The sequence below is a fragment of the Piscinibacter defluvii genome (assembly GCF_004011805.1).
Classification (GTDB): Bacteria; Pseudomonadota; Gammaproteobacteria; order Burkholderiales; family Burkholderiaceae_C; genus Piscinibacter; species Piscinibacter defluvii.
Window position 1 is genome coordinate 66,793 of record NZ_RCHJ01000014.1, and the last position, 15,078, is coordinate 81,870.

Sequence of the window (15,078 nt, forward strand, 5' to 3'; positions counted from 1 at the left end):
GCCGCGCCGGCCGTTGCCGGACCCCGCTTCGATCCGAACCATGCGTCGCTGGCCCCCGTCCGCGTTGACCGTCGCGTTGTGCGCCGCGCTGCTGCTGGCCGCCCCGCCGCTGGCGCATGCGCGCGGCCCGTGGCATGCCTCCGAGGCCAACACGCCGGGCTGGGGACGCATGACGCCGCACGATCGGGTCGAGCACCAGCGGCACATGCGCGGCCTCGCACGCCATGCCGACTGCGTCGCCTACGAAACGGCGCGGCAGCGGCGGCTCGGCATCGAGGCCGGCGCGGTCGACACCCGGACCTGCGACGACCTGCGCGCGCGCAGGCGCTTGCGGTGAGCAGCCTGGCCCTGCCGGAGGGCGTGCAGCGCGCGCGGCCGCTCATGCTGGTGGTCGGCCTGGTCGCGGCGTTCGGCCTCTGGTCCTATCCGGCCGAACTGCCGCCCTGGCGCGCGCTGGGCATCGTGTCGGCCTGGGTCGGCTGCGCCCTGATCGTGGCCAGCTTCGTGCTGATGGTGCGCGAGCCGCGGCTGGCGCGCTGGCTCGGTGGCCTGGAGGCGATGCTGCGCTGGCACCACCGCAGTGGCGTGCTGGGCTACGTGCTGCTGCTCGTGCATCCGCTGGCGCTGGCCGCCGAGGGCTGGCGCGACGACCCGCGGCGCGCCTGGCAGACCCTGGACCCGTTCCAGCAGTCCTGGCCGGTGTGGTCCGGCTGGCTCGCGCTGCTGCTGCTGATGCTCGGGCTGGCCTTCAGCTTCAGCCGCCGGCTCGCCTACCGGCGCTGGCTCGTGCTGCACCAGGCGCTGGGCATCGGTGCGCTGGCGGGCTGGCTGCACGTCTTCGCGCTGCTGGGCGACGCCGGGCTCGCCGCGGCCGGCGCGGGGCTGGCCGGCGTCGCGCTGGCCTGGCGCTTCATGGCGGTGGATGCCGGCCTGTCCGCCTCGCCCTACCACGTGGCCGCGGTCGCCCGGCCGGCGCCGGGCGTGGTCGACTTGCGGCTCGTCCCGCTCGCCGGTGCGATGCCGATCGCCGCGGGCCAGTTCGTGCTGGCGCGTTTCGACGACGGCCCGGCCTACCACGGCTGCGGGGAGTTCCATCCCTTCACCGCCAGCCGCGTCGGCGCCGACGGCACGCTGCAGCTCACGATCAAGGCACTGGGCCGCTGCTCGGGCCGCCTGCAGGGCCTCTCGCCCGGCGGGCTGGCGCGGCTGCAGGGGCCGTTCGGCGACTTCCTCGCCGGCCGCGATGCCGGCCCGCAGCTCTGGGTGGCCGGCGGCATCGGCATCACGCCTTTCGTGGCGGCGCTGCGCGAACACCCGCGGGCGGCGCCGACGACCCTGGTCTACCTCTACCCGCGCAGCCGCGACGCCGCGTTCCTCGACGAGCTGCAGCAGCTCGCGCGCGAGGACACGCTGCTCGAGCTGCTCGCCGTCGAGACCGGTGATTCGCCGCCGCCGCTCGATCCGCTGCTCGACCGCGTGACCGGGCTCGCCGCACGCACGGTGCAGGTCTGCGGTCCCGCCCCGCTGGTGGCCGAGCTGAGCGACCGGCTGGCCCGGCGCGGCGTGCCTGGCCACCGGATCCTGCACGAGAGCTTCGACTTCCGATGATGCGCCGCCTCTACCTGAGTTCGACCGTCCTGTTCTGGCTTGCCGTGCTCGCGTTCGCGCTGGCACCGTTGTGGTGGGACGAGGCGCCGCGTGCGCAGGAGCGCAGCGCGCCGCAGCAACGGGTGCTCACCCTGGCCGAGGTGGCGCGCCACGCCAGCGCGGGCGACTGCTGGATGGTGATCGACGGCCAGGTCTACGACTTCACCCCGTACGTGGCGAAGCACCCGGCCGAACCGTCGATCCTGCTCGCCTGGTGCGGCAAGGAAGCCAGCGAGGCCTACCGCACCAAGACCAGGGGACGGCCGCATTCGCCCTACGCCGACAGCCTGCTGCCGACCTACCGGATCGGCCCGCTGGTCACCGCGCGCTGAACGCACCGCCGGGGGCGCCGCTCAGCGCGTCTTGCGCAGCAGCCGCACGTGCATCGGCCGGGTGAAGCGCGCGCCCTCGGCGGTCAGGTGGGGCGCGAAGGCGGCGCCCACGGCCGCCCGCTTGGCGTCGTCGATGCGGTGGTCGGCGTAGGTCGGTCGCATCATGCGCTGCTCGAAGTCGGCGAAGTCGCGGAAGCTCACCGGCACCTCGAAGAAGCGCTGCGCCGCCTGCACCCAGGCACCGGTCGCGAGCGCCGCGTCGAGCGCCGCCTGCGCGGCCGCGCGCACCACCTGCTCGTCGTTGAACAGCCGGGTCACCTCGTTCAGCGGCCCGGCGAACACCGGCTCGGACACGTACAGCAGGCCGTGCGGGCGCAGCACCCGGTCGATCTCGTCCAGGGCCGGGCCGAGCAGCGGCAGCGGCACGTGGTGCAGCGACTTGAGCATCAGCGCCAGGTCGAAACTCGCGTCCGGGAACGGGATCGCCTGCGCGCCGGCGGCGACGAAGCGCAGGCCGGGCTGCGGTGCGGCCAGGTTCTTGGCGTGCTGCCGCTCGTCCACCTCGAGCCCGGTGACGCGGCTGTCCGGGTGGCGCGCCAGCAGCGAACGGGCCAATGTCGCGGCGCCGCAGCCAAGCTCGACGATGTCGCGCCCGGCCAGCGGCACCAGCGCCTCGAGCAGGTCCAGCTCGTCGTTCACGGTGACAGGGTCGTTTTGCTGGGCGCTCATGGCTGGGGCGGTGTGTTCGATCCAGGGGAGGGCGGTCCGTCGCCAGCCCGCAGCGCGCGCAGGCGGCTGTCCAGCGCGGGCCCGTTCAGCATGCCGACATGGGCGTCGACGAGGCGGCCCCGGGCATCGTAGAACAGGGTCGTCGGCAGGGCGGGCGATCCGACCGCGCGGCCGAGCCCGGAGGCCGGGTCGCGCAGCACCTCGCGCAGCGGCGTGCCGAGGCCGGCGAGGTAGCGGCGCACGGTGTCTTCCGGCTCACCCTGGTTCACGAACAGGAAGCCGACGCGCGGCTCGCGCTGCTGGGCCGCGGCGAGCGTGGGCATCTCGGCCCGGCACGGGCCGCACCAGCTGGCCCAGAGGTTGACCACCACTGGCCGCCCGGCGGCGGCGCGGCGCAGGTCCAGGGCGGGGCCGCCGTCCAGCGGCAGCAGCGCCGTCGCGGGCAGGGGCGGCCGGTGGAACCGTCCCGTCAGCGCCGCACCGGCAAGCCACAGCGCCAGACCCGCCATCGCAGCCCGTGCCAGCGGCCGGCGCCAGTGCGGCCGGCGCCAGCCGCGCCAGGCCAGCCAGGCGGCACCGGCGGCCGCACCGGCGGGTGCCGACCAGCCGCCGTCGCGCAGGTCGAGCATGGCCAGCGGGGCGGCGAGGTAGGGCTCGGCATGCAACACCAGGTGCACCAGCCGGGCCGCCAGCAGGCCGATCAGCGCGGCCTGGTAGACCGCCGTGCCCGGCGCTTCGCCGGCCACGCCGCGGTCGGCCCACCAGGCTGCAAGCACCAGCGCGACCAGCAGCAGCACGGGCCCCACCGGCAGGCCGATCGGTCCGAGCGAGAACGAGAGCATCGCGCAAGGCTACGCGATCGGCCGTCACCCGGTGTGGCCGGGCGTTCAGCGCACCCGGATCCGCGTCAGCTCCTCGCCCTGCGGATCGAGCACGTGCACCGCGCAGGCGATGCAGGGGTCGAAGCTGTGCACCGTACGCTGGATCTCCAGCGGCTGCTTCGGGTCGTGCAGGTGGTGGCGGTCCATCAGCGCGGCCTCGTAGGCGCCGGGCTGGCCGGTGGCGTCGCGCGGGCCGGCGTTCCAGGTGCTCGGCACCACGGCCTGGTAGTTGTCGATCAGGCCGTCCTTGATCACCACGTAATGGCACAGCGCGCCGCGCGGCGCCTCCATGAAGCCCACGCCCTTGGCCTCGCGCGGCCAGCGCGACGGCTCCCAGAGCGCGTCGTTGTGCACCGAGAGCTCGCCGGCCTTGATGTTGGCGATCAGCTGGTCGAGCCAGCCGGTCATCTGGTCGGCGAACACCTTGGACTCGATCGCACGTGCGGCGGTGCGCCCGAGCGTCGAGAAGATCGCCGCCAGCGGCAGCTCGAGCGTGCGCAGCGCCTGGTCGGCCAGCGCGCGGGTCGGCTCGTGGCCCTTGGCATAGAGCATCACCAGGCGGGCGAGCGGCCCCACTTCCACCGCCTTGCCGCGCCAGCGCGGCGACTTCAGCCAGGAGTAGCCGCCTTCCACGTCGAGCTGCTCGTAGGGCGGCTTGGGCCCGGTGTAGGCGAGCTTCGTCTCGCCGGCATGCGGGTGCAGGCCCTGGGCCTTGCCGCCGGCGTACTCGTACCAGGAATGCGCCACGAACTCCTGCACCTGCTGCGGATCGCGCAGGTCGACCGGCTCGATCGCCTGCAGGTCGCGGCCGAGGATCACGCCCGAGGGGATCAGCCAACTGGACGGGTCGCTGCCGCCCGCCGACGGAAAGTCGCCCACGGTGAGGAAGTTGCCCAGGCCCTCGCCGCGGGCGAACCAGTCCTTGTAGAAGCCGGCGATGGCCAGCGTGTCGGGCAGGTAGACCTGGTCGACGAAGGTCCGCATCGACTGGATGATCTGGCGCAGCTCGCCGAGCGTGACCACGTTGAGCGTGGTGGCCGCCGCGCCGCCGCTGCCCGGCGCCGCACTGATCGGGCTGGCCGCGCCGCCGACCAGGAAGTTCGGGTGCGGGTTCTTGCCGCCGAAGATCGCCTGCAGCTTGACCACCTCGCGCTGCCAGGCCAGCGCCTCGAGGTAGTGCGCCACCGCCATCAGGTTGGCCTCGGGCGGCAGCTTGTACTCCGGATGACCCCAGAAGCCGCCGGCGAAGATGCCGAGCTGCCCCTGCTCGACGAACTGGCGCAGCTTCTTCTGCGTGTCGGCGAAGTAGCCGGGGCTGGACTTCGGCCAGCCCGAGATCGACTGCGCCAGCGCCGAGGTGGCCTTCGGGTCGGCCTTCAGCGCCGAGACGACGTCGACCCAGTCGAGCGCGTGCAGATGGTAGAAGTGCATCACGTGGTCGTGCACGTGCTGCGCGGCCACCATCAGGTTGCGGATCAGGTTCGCGTTGGCGGGGATGCGCCACTGCAGCGCATCCTCCACCGCGCGGATCGAGGCCATGCCGTGCACCAGCGTGCAGACGCCGCAGATGCGCTGCGCGAAGGCCCAGGCCTCGCGCGGGTCGCGGCCCCGGAGGATCAGCTCGATGCCGCGCACCATCGTGCCGGAGCTCCACGCGCCGGTGATGCGGCCGTCGGCCGCGGTCTCGGCCTCGATGCGCAGGTGGCCCTCGATGCGGGTGATGGGGTCGACGACGACACGTCTGCTCATGGTGTTCACTCGGTCAGGTTGTCGGCCACGAGCTCGAGCAGGCTCTCGGTCTTGCGGTCCCAGTGGGCCGCCTTGGCGCCCTGCTCGAGCGTGATGCGGCATTGCCCGCAGCTCGTGACGAAGCGCTGCGCGCCGGTGGCCTCCACCTGCGCCTTCTTCAGCGCGAACACCTTGGCGCGCAGCGGTGCGGCGCGCAGGTTCGACACCACGCCGCCGCCGCCCCCGCAGCAGAAGCCGGCCACGCCGGCATCCTGCAGCTCGCGCAGCTCGAGGCCGAGCGCGGCGAGCACGCGCCGCGCCGCCGCCTCGAGCCCGCCGCGCCGCACGATCTGGCAGGGGTCGTGGAAAGTGGCGCTGTCGCCGATCGGCTTCACGCGGATCGTGCCGGCGGCGAGCTGCTCGTCGAGGAACTCGGTCATGTGGATGATGCGCACCGGCAGCGCGGCGCCGTACCACTTCGCGGCCTCCCAGCGCGCCGCGCCGTAGGCGTGGCCGCACTCGGGCAGCAGCACGGTCTTCGCGCCGATCTTCACCGCGGTGTCGACGATCGCGCGCGTCAGCCGTTCCTGCAGTTCCAGGTCGCCGTTGTTGAAGCCGATGTTGGAGGCGTCGAAGCCGCCCTGGTGCATGGTCCACCGGGCGCCGATGCGGTTCAGGATCTTCGCCGCGTCGGCCAGCGCCTTGGTGTGGTCGCCCAGCTCGGCGGGCGCGGCCGTCACGAGGATGTCGGCCTGCGGCAGGTCGCAGGGGATCTCGACGCCATGTTCCTGCGCCACCTCGGCCAGGATGTCGGGCAGGTCCTCGGCGGGTGTCGCGGGGCTGCCCCATTGCCGCGCGGTGCGGTCCATCAGCGCCAGGCGCTCGGGAATGAGCCCGGCCTTGAACAGGCCGTGGCGTGCCTCCTTCACCAGCTCGGCGATGTCGATGCCCATCGGGCAGGCCAGCGTGCAGCGGCCGCACATCGTGCAGGAGTCGTAGATCAGCTCCTGCCACTGCTGCAGCTCGGCGAGGCTCGGCTTCTTCACCAGGCCGAGCGCGCGCACCAGCGGCGCGAACGGCGAGGCCTCGCGGAAGTAGGCGCGCCGGAACAGCTCGAGCTTGTGCACCGGCGTGTACTTCGGGTCGCGCGTGACGAGGTGGAAGTGGCAGGCCTCGGCACACAGCCCGCAGCGCACGCAGCTTTCCATGTGCAGCGCGGCGGTCACGCCGAACTCGCGCACGAAGCTGTGCATCGCGGCGTCGACGCGCTGTTCGTCGCTCTGCGTGCCCTGGCTGTCGAAGCCCGGCTTGGCGGTGGTGGTCGTGCTCATACCTTCACCCCGCGGTGGCTGAAGCGCATGCCGGTGGCGCCGCGCGAGAACACGAACAGGAAGGCGTGCATCAGCTTGCCGAACGGGAACCAGATCAGGAAGGCCGCGATGCTCAGCACGTGCAGGGCCAGCAGCGTCTCGTAGCGTGCGCCGAGGTGCGCGCTGGCGAGCAGCCCGGTGGCCACCGGCAGCACCGTCATCAGCCAGCTCAGGTAGTCGCCGACGTGCGAGAGCAGGCGCATCACCGGGTGCGTGAGGCGCCGCACCAGCACCGCCAGCAGCGAGGCGAGCGTCACCACGCCGACCGCGTAGACCAGGTTGCTCGGCAGCGCCGGCCAGTGCAGCCCGAGCAGCTGGCGGATGAACAGGATGTGCGGCGCGAGCCCGAACACCACCACCGCCAGCCCGAGGTGGAAGACGTAGCTGTTGATCGTCATGAAACGCGTGGCCTGGGCGAACTCGGGCCGCGGCCACATCTTGCGCAGCACCGTGCCCAGCGCGCCCAGCAGGGGCGGCGGCGCGCCTTCGCGCGCGGGCGAGCGGTCGCGCAGACGCGGCAGCAGCAGCACGCCGGCCAGGCGCCACAGCGTGCCGAGCACGAAGACGGCGAGTGCCGCCGTCAGGGCCGGGCCGCGGGCAAAGTCGAGCAGGTCCATGGCTCAGGTCTCCTTCTTCTCGGCCGTGGCCTGTTGCGCGTGTTCCGCCTGGCGCCGGCGCGCCAGCAGCGCCGAGCCGGCACCGAGCGCGACGCCGGCCGCCGCGGCGATGCCGATCACCTTGCGCGTGTCCGCGGTGCCGGTGGACAGGGGCCGGTACAGGCCGCCGCGGTCCCAGAAGCGCGGTTCGGAGCAGCCGATGCAGCCGTGGCCCGACTGGATCGGGAACGACACGCCGCCGTTCCACTTCAGCGAGGCGCAGGCGTTGTAGGTCACCGGGCCCTTGCAGCCCAGTTCGTACAGGCACCAGCCCTCGCGCGCGCCCTCGTCGTCGAAGCGGTGCGCGAACAGGCCGCGTTCGTAGAACGGCCGGCGGTAGCAGCGGTCGTGGATGGTCTCGCCGAAGAAGGCCCGCGGCCGGCCGAGCGCGTCGAGCTCGGGCAGCCGGCCGAAGGACAGCAGGTGCACCAGCGTGCCGGCCATCGCCTGCGGCAGCGGCGGGCAACCGGGGATGTTGACCACCGGCTTGTCCTTGACGAGCTGCGCGATGGGCACCGCGCCGGTCGGGTTGGGACGCGCCTCGGGCAGCCCGCCGAAGGCGGCGCAGGTGCCCACCGCCACCACGGCCGCGGCCTGCGACACCGTCTCGGCCAGCATGTCGAGGTTGCTCTGGCCGGCGATCACCGAGTAGACACCGCCGTCGGCCACGGGCACCGAGCCGTCGACCACGACGATGTACTTGCCCGCGTTCTCCTGCATCGACCGGCGCCGCGCCGCCTCGGCCGCCTCGCCCGACGCGGCCTGCAGCGTGTGGTGGTAGTCGAGCGAGATGAAGTCGAAGATCAGCTCCTCCAGCGTCGGGCTGAAGCTGCGCGTCAGCGACTCGGTGCAGCCGGTGCACTCCTGGAACGAGAGCCAGATCACCGCCTGGCGGCGTGCCTGCGCCAGCCCCTCGGCCATGGCCGGCGCGAGGCTCGGCGGCAGGGCCATCAGCGAGCCGATCCAGCCCGCGTACTTCAGCAGGGCCCGGCGCGACACGCCGCGCTCGCGCAGCAGTTCGCCCAGGACGCGTGTCTCAGCCATCGCAGTTCTCCTCGGTCGGGGTGGGCGCTGCAACGTCGTCGGCCAGGCGCCGGGCCGAGGCGACGATGTCCTGCGGGTGGGCCGGCAGCAGCGCCGGAACGCGCGCGACGACGATCTGCTCTAGCGCGTCCGGCGCGTGCTCGTCGCCATGGCGCACCCACCAGACGCCGGCGTAGGCCGTCTCCTGCACCCGCGTCGTGCCGGCCGCCTGCAGCATCGCGTCGACCTCGCCCTGGCCGAGCCACGCGTGCAGCGCGGCGCGGTCGGCGTCGGCCAGCGGCAGGCTGCGCAGGTCGATCGTGTGGTCGGAGGCCGGATCGGCCGCCAGGCCATCGAGCAGCCGGGCCACCTCGCGCAGCACGGCGAGCGCGGCCGGGCCGGACGGCGGCGCGGGCTTCAGCGGTTCCATCGCGCCACCAGTTCGCGCACCGTGGCGCACAACGCCGGGATCGCCTGCGCCACCGCCGGCGTCGGCGCCAGTGCCAGCGCGCAGCTCTGCGGCTGCACCGCCACCAGCGCGCGGCGCGCCGGCAGGCAGCCGCTCAGCTCGGCCGCGGCCATCAGGTCGAAGAGTGCGACCTCGTGCGCGCTGCGCTTGCGCCCGCCGAGCTCGCGGTCCATCGCGGCGCCCTCGAACACCTGCACGCTGCCGGGCGCGGCGGCCAGCTCGGCGGCGTCGACGGCCACCAGTGCCGCCGCGTCCTCGATCTCCGGCAGCAGGCTCAGGCCGATCGTGCCCCCGTCGCGCAGCACGGCCCCGGGCAGGCCCGCACCGGCCGCGAGCGCGGCCACGACCAGCGGCCCGGCCGCGTCGTCGCCGAGCAGGCGGTTGCCGAGTCCGAGCACGAGCACGCCCGGTGTGCGCTGCGCCATGGGTCCCCCGGGGGTGGTTGCAGATGCCCTGCAGGGTATGCCTTGCGGGCGGGCCGGCATTGACGCTGCTCAGCATCCGAGCACCCGCGGCGCACTACCGTTCAGCGGCCCACCGAGGGAGCGAGACGATGTGCCTGGCCATTCCGATGCGCGTGCTGGAGGTCGACGGCCTGAGCGCACGCTGCGACGCACGCGGCAGCGAGCGCTCGGTCAGCCTGCTGATGCTGCAGGACCAGGGCGTGCGGCCGGGCGACTACCTCGTGGTGCACCTGGGCACCGCGATGCAGGTGCTGCCGGCCGAGGAGGCGCTGGCCGTCTGGGCGCTGTACGACGAGATGCTGGCGGCCGAGGCCGCCCCTGCTCAGACCGGCTGAGCGCTCTGCAGCTTCTTCCAGGCCTGGAAGCCGCCCGCCACCGAGAGCGCCTTCGGGTAGCCCAGCGAGCGCAGCAGCTCCGCGGCCGCGACGCTGCGCCGGCCGCTGTTGCACACGCACAGCAGCAGGTGGTCGTGCGCGTGGTGCAGGCGGTTGATGGTGGTGAAGAAGGTCTGGACGTCGATGTCCTTGGGCTTGCCGGCGTCCAGGATGTCCTGCTCGTCCTCGCTCAGCGCGTGGCCGAGCAGGCGCTTCACCTCGAACAGCGGCACGTGCACGGTGCCGGGGATTGCGCCCTTGAGCTCGATCTCGAAGGACTGGCGGATGTCGATCATCGTCGCCAGCCCGAGGCTGCAGAGTTCCAGGGCCGAACCCAGGCTGATCTCCAGGCCGGGGGCGGTGGTGGCGGGCGGTGGGGCGTCGTTCATCGGATGCTGCGTTCGGCGTTCTCGGCGCGGTCGAGGCCGCGCACCTGCTCGAGGCCGGTGACCTCGCGCAGGATCGTGCCATCGAGATCGGCCTCCGTGAAGTCCGCGCCGGCGAGCTGGGCGCCGGTGAGGTCGGCGCCGGCGAGCTTCACCCGGAAGAGGTTCGCCCCGCGCAGGTCGGCCCCGCGCAGGTCGGCGAAGGACATCAGCGTGCGGTTGACGTCGGCCCCGGCCAGCGACGCGCCGGCCAGCCGCGCGCCCGACAGGTCGGTGCGCATCTGGCCCATGCCCTGGTTGCGGATGTTGACCCCCAGCGTCGCGCCGCTCAGGTCGGCACCGGACAGGTCGGCGCCGGGCAGGTCGGCGATGATGCGGGCGCCGGCCATCCGCGCGCCGCGGAACACCGGCATCTTCTTCACCGCCCCGCCGAGGATCACCACCGACAGCAGGCTGGCGCGGCGCAGGTTCGCGCCGCTGAAGTCCGTGCCCATCAGCCAGGCGCCGTTCAGGTTGGCGCCTTCGAGATCGACGCCGCGCAGGTCGGCCTCGACGAGCCGGGCTCCGAACAGGCTGGCGCCGCGCAGGCGCGTGTGACGCAGGTCGAGCCCGCTCAGGTCCAGGTCGGACAGGTCCTTGCCGTCGAGCACCAGCGGCTCGGCTGCGCTGGCCCGGGTCAGCCGGGTGCGCAGTTCGTCGCCGCCCAGCTCGGCCGCCCGCGCGCACGGCGCGGCGAGCGCGACCGTCGCGACCAGCACGGCACCGAGCACGAACCGCAGCAAGGGCACCCCCGCAGGTGGGCCGCCAGGACAGCGGCGGCGGCAGTCAGTCTAGCCGCGATCGGCCAGGCGCACGATGCCCAGCGCCTTGAGCACGTACTTCTCGTAGATCGGGTCGGAGTTGCCGGTCTTCATCTTGCGCATGAAGTACTTCTCGAAGGCGATCTTGGCGTAGTGCACCCACTTGCCCTTCTTGAACCAGTTGACGTTGCGCGGCGGGATCTGCGGCAGCGCAACGAACGCGGCCCCGGTGTCGCCCATGTCGGCCAGGCAGATCGCGTTCCAGGTGCCCTTGGCGGTGGCCGGCCTGCCGGCCAGCTCGTCGGCGATGTTGTGCGCGATCGCCGTGACCATGGTCTCGATCATGTAGCCGGTCTTGGGCGCGCCGCTGGGTACCGGCGTGGCCTCCACCGGCGGGATCGCCACGCACACGCCGGCCGAGAAGATGTTGCGGTACTTCCTGCTGCGCTGGTGCTCGTCGATCAGCACGAAGCCGCGCGGGTTGCACAGGTCGGCCACGCCGGCCACCGCGTCCACGCCCTTGAAGGCCGGCAGCATCATCGCCAGCTTGAACGGCACCTCGTGCTCCTTGACCACCTTGCCCTGGTCGTCGAGCTGCGTCGTGAACAGCGTGCCGGGCTCGACCTTGGTCGTCCTGGCGCTGGTGATCCACTTGATGTCGTGGCCGCGCAGCTCGCTCTCGAGCATCGACTTGCTGTCGCCCACGCCGCCCAGGCCGAGGTGGCCGATGTAGGGCTCGGCGGTGACGTAGGTCATCGGCACCTTGTGGCGCAGCTTGCGGCGGCGCAGGTCGGCGTCGAGGATGAAGGCGAACTCGTAGGCCGGGCCGAAGCAGCTCGCGCCCGGCATCGCGCCGACCACGATCGGCCCGGGCGCCTCGAGGAACTTCTGGTACTCGGCCCAGAACATCTCGGCGTGGCCGACGGTGCAGATCGAGTGCGTGTGGCCGCCGTGCGGACCGGCGCCGGGCACCTCGTCGAACGAGAGCTTCGGGCCGGTGGTGATCACCAGGTAGTCGTATTCCAGCGACTGGCCGTTCTCGAGCGTCACCCGGTTGGCCGCCGGGTCGATCGACGAGGCACCGCTGGCGACGAAGCGGATGCCCTTGCGCTCGAGCATCGGCGCGATCGGCAAGGTGACCACCGAGCGCTCGCGCCAGCCCACCGCGACCCAGGGGTTGGACGGGGTGAACTGGAAGGTGTCGCTCGGGTTCACCACCGTCACCTGGTGTTCCGGGGGCAGCAGGGCCCGCAGTTCGTAGGCGGCAGGCATGCCGCCCAGGCCGGCGCCCATGATCACGATGTGGGCCATGCGGTGTCTCCTTTGTGCGTGGCGCGCCGCGCCGGGTTCAGAAGCGGCGGCTCCAGGCAAGACCGATCGAGTACTGCCGCATGCGGATGGTCTCGCTTCCGCCGGCGCCCGGTCCCATCAGCTGATTGAACAGCGAGGTGCCGCTCACGCTTTGACGTGGCGCATACATGAAGGCGGCCGTCAGCTCGTTGGCCGGGTCCATGGCCCAGCTGAAGCCGGCCGTGTAGTGCGTGGTCATCACGCCCGGCGCGAGGATGTTGAAGGTGACGTCGGCGGACTCGATCGGGTTGTCGCCGTGGTTCACGCCGGCGCGCAGCGTCCAGGCCGGGCTGGCGCGCCACTGCACGCCGAGCTTGAAGACGTCGATGTCCTTCCAGCCGAAGCCGGGGCCGTTCGGGGCGCCCAGCTGGCCCTGCGGCAGGCTGGCGCGGCCCACCGAGGGCACGCCGCTGTACTCGATGCGCTGGTAGTCGAACGCGACGGTCAGCGCCGGCGTCGGCGTGAAGGCCAGCCCGATCGCGTAGTGCGCCGGGATGTCGAAGTCGCCGCCGCCGGCGAACAGGCCCTTGTACTCCTCGAAGGCGCTCATGTTCATCTTCGGCGCGTAGGCGGCACCGATCGTCAGCGAGTCGATCGGCCGTCCCAGGTAACCCAGGCGCACCCCGAAGCCGTGCGAGCGCGAGTAGCCGCGGTTGGTGACGCTGCCCGGCGCGCTGCTGAAGTTCGGGATGTTCTCGAAGGCCTGCAGGCCGTGGGCCTCGAACTGCTGGTAACCGAGCAGCAGCGAGACGCCGACCGAGTGGCTCGGGTTGAGCTTGTACGACACGGTCGGCGCGACCACCAGCTGCATCAGGTCCACGCCGAGCCCGCCGCTGCCGCACAGCATGTTGCCCGGTGCCACCGTGGTCGGGCTGTTCGGGCACTGGAACGGGCCCTGCGGGTAGTCGGTGTTCATGCCGCCGTTGCCGTACACGGTGACGCCCAGCGCCAGGTCGCTGCCGAGCAGGTGGTTGTAGCCGAGCTCGGGCACGTAGAAGAGCTTGCTGTCGCTGTCCACCGAGCCGTTCAGCGAGGCGACGCCGGCGCCGCTGCGCTGCGCGTCGCGCCGCGGCGAGAACAGGTCGACGCCCAGGTCCAGGCGGGGGCCGGCCCAGACCATGCTGGCCGGGTTGTTGGCGCCGCCCATCGCGTCCTCGGTCATCGCGACCGAGGCCCCGCCCATGCCCTTGGCGCGGATGCCGTAGCCGTGCGGGAAGTAGCCGTTGGTGGCGAGTGCCGGGCCGGCGGCCAGCGCCGCCGCGAGGGCGAGCGCGGCGGGCGCGTAACGAAGGCGGTTCATGGTGTGTCTCCTGTTGTCGTGGTCGTGGTCGTGGTCGGTGTCGGATCGGTATCGGGTCGGTCGGTGGAACTCGGGGGGGTCACCAGCGCGCCTGCACGCGACCGCCCTCGACGCGGCATTCCCAGCGCATCAGCGGCGTGTCGCCCTTGGCGACGCACCGGCCGCTGCGGATGTCGAAGGCCCACTCGTGCTTCGGGCAGGTGAGACGCGTGCCCTGCAGCGCGAGGTGCGGGATGTCGGTGGTCTGGTGCGGGCAGCGGCTGTCGTACACGTGCCAGTCGTCGCTGCCGCCGTCGCCCGTGCGGTGCACGAACACGGCGCGCCCATCGCACTCGACGCGCCGGGTCTGGCCGGGGGGCAGTTCGTCGGCACCGAGCAGGTCGTGCCAGCTCGATTCGCCGTGCAGCGCCTCGGGGCTGAAGCCCGGCAGGTTCATCGCCAGGATCAGGTCGGCGGCCCAGACGATCTTCGCCAGCCCGAGGGCCGGGAAGGCCATCAGCAGCGCATCGAGCACCTCCATCGGCGTGCAGCCCTCGCGCAGCGCGCGGTTGACGTACTGCTTGAAGCCGCGCTCGGTCTGCGCGTGCACCTTGGTGATCACCGAGATCAGGTTCCGGGTCTTCGGGTCGAGGTGCTTGCCGCACTCCTTCAGGAACTTGAAGTAGTGGCCGAGCGCATCGGGGCGGGCCTTGACGAGGTAGGCGAGGGCGTCGCTCATGTCCGGGGTCCTGTGGAGGAGGGCGAGGGGGTGATGCACACCAGCACCGGCTGCTCGGCCAGGCCGATGACCTTCTGCGCCACGCCGCCCAGCCAGGCATGGGCCAGGCTGTCGCTGCCGTGGCGGCCGATCACCAGCAGGTCGGCGCCGAGCTGCTTCGCACCGGCGACCACCTGCTCGTGCGGCCGGCCCACGCGCGTGGCCGCGTCGACCGCGACGCCGAAGCCGCGCGCCGCCGACCAGGCCTGCTGCAACGCGCGCTCGGCGTGCTGCATCGCCTCCGCGGCCGGACCGGCGACCGCCAGCACCGACAGCGGCAGGCCGCATTCGGCGGCGATCGCCGCGGCCGTCGACACCGGCGTCATGTCGGGGCTGGTCGGGTCGAGCGAGACCAGCACGCGGCGCTGCCACATCGCCGCGGCGCGCGGCACCACCAGCACGCTGCAGGGGGCGTGCGCGACGACGTTGCGCACCATCTCGCCGACCAGCAGGTTGGCCAGCAGGCCGCGCCTGCCGCGGCGCCGGATCACGATCAGGTCGCTGGCCAGGCGCCGTGCCTCCTCGACGATCTCGACCCAGGGCTCCGGACCGCGCCGTGCCTGCACCTCGAGCGCCACGCCGGCCCGCTGCGCGTCCGCCTGCAGGGCCTGCAGGCGAACGCCGGCCTGGGCCTCGGCGTGCGCGGCGAGCTGCGGCGCGAGCGTCTCGTACTCGGGGTTGCTGAGGATGGGCAGCACCGCGGCCAGCGGCAGGCTGCAGCGGCGCGCCAGCGCGAAGGCGAGCGTCTCGGCGCCGACATCGTGCTCCGAGTGCTCGGTGGCCAGCAGCAGCCGGGTGAAGGCGTGGGGCAT

The 15,078-nt window shown here is 72.7% G+C and carries 18 protein-coding genes; 4 read left to right on the forward strand and 14 right to left on the reverse strand.

From position 1 onward, the window contains the following. The first annotated feature begins 40 nt into the window (after positions 1-40). Genes D9C15_RS33485 through D9C15_RS21255 form a run of 3 tightly spaced genes read left to right on the forward strand, consistent with a single transcriptional unit; the run spans position 41 to position 1,979 of the window. Positions 41-337, forward strand: coding sequence for a hypothetical protein (locus D9C15_RS33485; protein ID WP_164886803.1), 297 nt, complete (start codon positions 41-43; stop codon positions 335-337). Continuing rightward, on the forward strand, positions 334-1,608 hold the full coding sequence (locus D9C15_RS21250; RefSeq protein WP_164886804.1) for a ferric reductase-like transmembrane domain-containing protein: 1,275 nt from the start codon (positions 334-336) through the stop codon (positions 1,606-1,608). The genes D9C15_RS33485 and D9C15_RS21250 overlap by 4 nt, the downstream gene beginning before the upstream one ends. Continuing rightward, on the forward strand, positions 1,605-1,979 hold the full coding sequence (locus tag D9C15_RS21255) for a cytochrome b5 domain-containing protein (RefSeq protein WP_128000475.1): 375 nt from the start codon (positions 1,605-1,607) through the stop codon (positions 1,977-1,979). The genes D9C15_RS21250 and D9C15_RS21255 overlap by 4 nt, the downstream gene beginning before the upstream one ends. A 21-nt stretch (positions 1,980-2,000) precedes the next feature. On the opposite strand, the gene D9C15_RS21260 is transcribed toward D9C15_RS21255, so the two are convergent. From D9C15_RS21260 to D9C15_RS21295, 8 genes are read right to left on the reverse strand one after another with little or no spacing between them, the layout of a single operon-like run. Continuing rightward, on the reverse strand, positions 2,001-2,708 hold the full coding sequence (locus tag D9C15_RS21260; RefSeq protein ID WP_128000476.1) for a class I SAM-dependent methyltransferase: 708 nt from the start codon (positions 2,706-2,708) through the stop codon (positions 2,001-2,003). Then, entirely contained in the window at positions 2,705-3,550 is an 846-nt protein-coding gene (locus tag D9C15_RS21265; protein ID WP_128000477.1) for a TlpA family protein disulfide reductase, read from the reverse strand. The genes D9C15_RS21260 and D9C15_RS21265 overlap by 4 nt, the downstream gene beginning before the upstream one ends. Positions 3,551-3,595: 45 nt before the next feature. Next, on the reverse strand, positions 3,596-5,338 hold the full coding sequence (locus D9C15_RS21270) for a nickel-dependent hydrogenase large subunit (RefSeq protein ID WP_128000478.1): 1,743 nt from the start codon (positions 5,336-5,338) through the stop codon (positions 3,596-3,598). Between the two features lie 5 nt (positions 5,339-5,343). Then, positions 5,344-6,648, reverse strand: coding sequence for a (Fe-S)-binding protein (locus tag D9C15_RS21275; protein WP_128000479.1), 1,305 nt, complete (start codon positions 6,646-6,648; stop codon positions 5,344-5,346). Further along, positions 6,645-7,304: a nitrate reductase gene (locus D9C15_RS21280; protein WP_128000480.1), complete on the reverse strand. Its 660-nt coding sequence runs from the start codon at positions 7,302-7,304 to the stop codon at positions 6,645-6,647. The genes D9C15_RS21275 and D9C15_RS21280 overlap by 4 nt, the downstream gene beginning before the upstream one ends. Positions 7,305-7,307: 3 nt before the next feature. After that, the gene (locus D9C15_RS21285) at positions 7,308-8,387 is read right to left on the reverse strand and encodes a hydrogenase small subunit (protein ID WP_128000481.1); all 1,080 of its coding nucleotides are present in this window, start codon (positions 8,385-8,387) and stop codon (positions 7,308-7,310) included. Then, positions 8,380-8,796: a hydrogenase expression/formation C-terminal domain-containing protein gene (locus D9C15_RS21290; RefSeq protein WP_128000482.1), complete on the reverse strand. Its 417-nt coding sequence runs from the start codon at positions 8,794-8,796 to the stop codon at positions 8,380-8,382. The genes D9C15_RS21285 and D9C15_RS21290 overlap by 8 nt, the downstream gene beginning before the upstream one ends. Continuing rightward, on the reverse strand, positions 8,784-9,260 hold the full coding sequence (locus tag D9C15_RS21295; protein WP_164886805.1) for a hydrogenase maturation protease: 477 nt from the start codon (positions 9,258-9,260) through the stop codon (positions 8,784-8,786). Before D9C15_RS21295 ends, D9C15_RS21290 begins: the two co-directional genes overlap by 13 nt. 128 nt (positions 9,261-9,388) lie before the next feature. Here D9C15_RS21295 and D9C15_RS21300 point away from each other — a divergent pair, with 128 nt between their 5' ends. Beyond that, positions 9,389-9,634: a HypC/HybG/HupF family hydrogenase formation chaperone gene (locus D9C15_RS21300; protein WP_128000484.1), complete on the forward strand. Its 246-nt coding sequence runs from the start codon at positions 9,389-9,391 to the stop codon at positions 9,632-9,634. Here D9C15_RS21300 and D9C15_RS21305 read toward each other — a convergent pair. From D9C15_RS21305 to D9C15_RS21330, 6 genes are all read right to left on the reverse strand, one after another. Beyond that, positions 9,622-10,062 carry a rhodanese-like domain-containing protein gene (locus tag D9C15_RS21305; protein ID WP_128000485.1) on the reverse strand — a complete coding sequence of 147 codons (441 nt, stop codon included), beginning with the start codon at positions 10,060-10,062 and terminating at the stop codon, positions 9,622-9,624. The genes D9C15_RS21300 and D9C15_RS21305 overlap by 13 nt on opposite strands. Beyond that, on the reverse strand, positions 10,059-10,841 hold the full coding sequence (locus D9C15_RS21310; protein ID WP_205854867.1) for a pentapeptide repeat-containing protein: 783 nt from the start codon (positions 10,839-10,841) through the stop codon (positions 10,059-10,061). Before D9C15_RS21310 ends, D9C15_RS21305 begins: the two co-directional genes overlap by 4 nt. Before the next feature lie 48 nt (positions 10,842-10,889). Beyond that, positions 10,890-12,170 (reverse strand): NAD(P)/FAD-dependent oxidoreductase, encoded by a 1,281-nt coding sequence (locus D9C15_RS21315; RefSeq protein ID WP_128000487.1) that lies wholly within the window; start codon positions 12,168-12,170, stop codon positions 10,890-10,892. 37 nt (positions 12,171-12,207) lie between these two features. Further along, the gene (locus D9C15_RS21320; protein ID WP_128000488.1) at positions 12,208-13,509 is read right to left on the reverse strand and encodes an OmpP1/FadL family transporter; all 1,302 of its coding nucleotides are present in this window, start codon (positions 13,507-13,509) and stop codon (positions 12,208-12,210) included. Between the two features lie 79 nt (positions 13,510-13,588). Then, a complete protein-coding gene (locus D9C15_RS21325) occupies positions 13,589-14,227 on the reverse strand; it encodes a Rieske 2Fe-2S domain-containing protein (protein WP_128000489.1) in 639 nt (212 codons plus the stop codon). After that, on the reverse strand, positions 14,224-15,078 hold the full coding sequence (locus D9C15_RS21330) for a universal stress protein (RefSeq protein WP_128000490.1): 855 nt from the start codon (positions 15,076-15,078) through the stop codon (positions 14,224-14,226). The genes D9C15_RS21325 and D9C15_RS21330 overlap by 4 nt, the downstream gene beginning before the upstream one ends.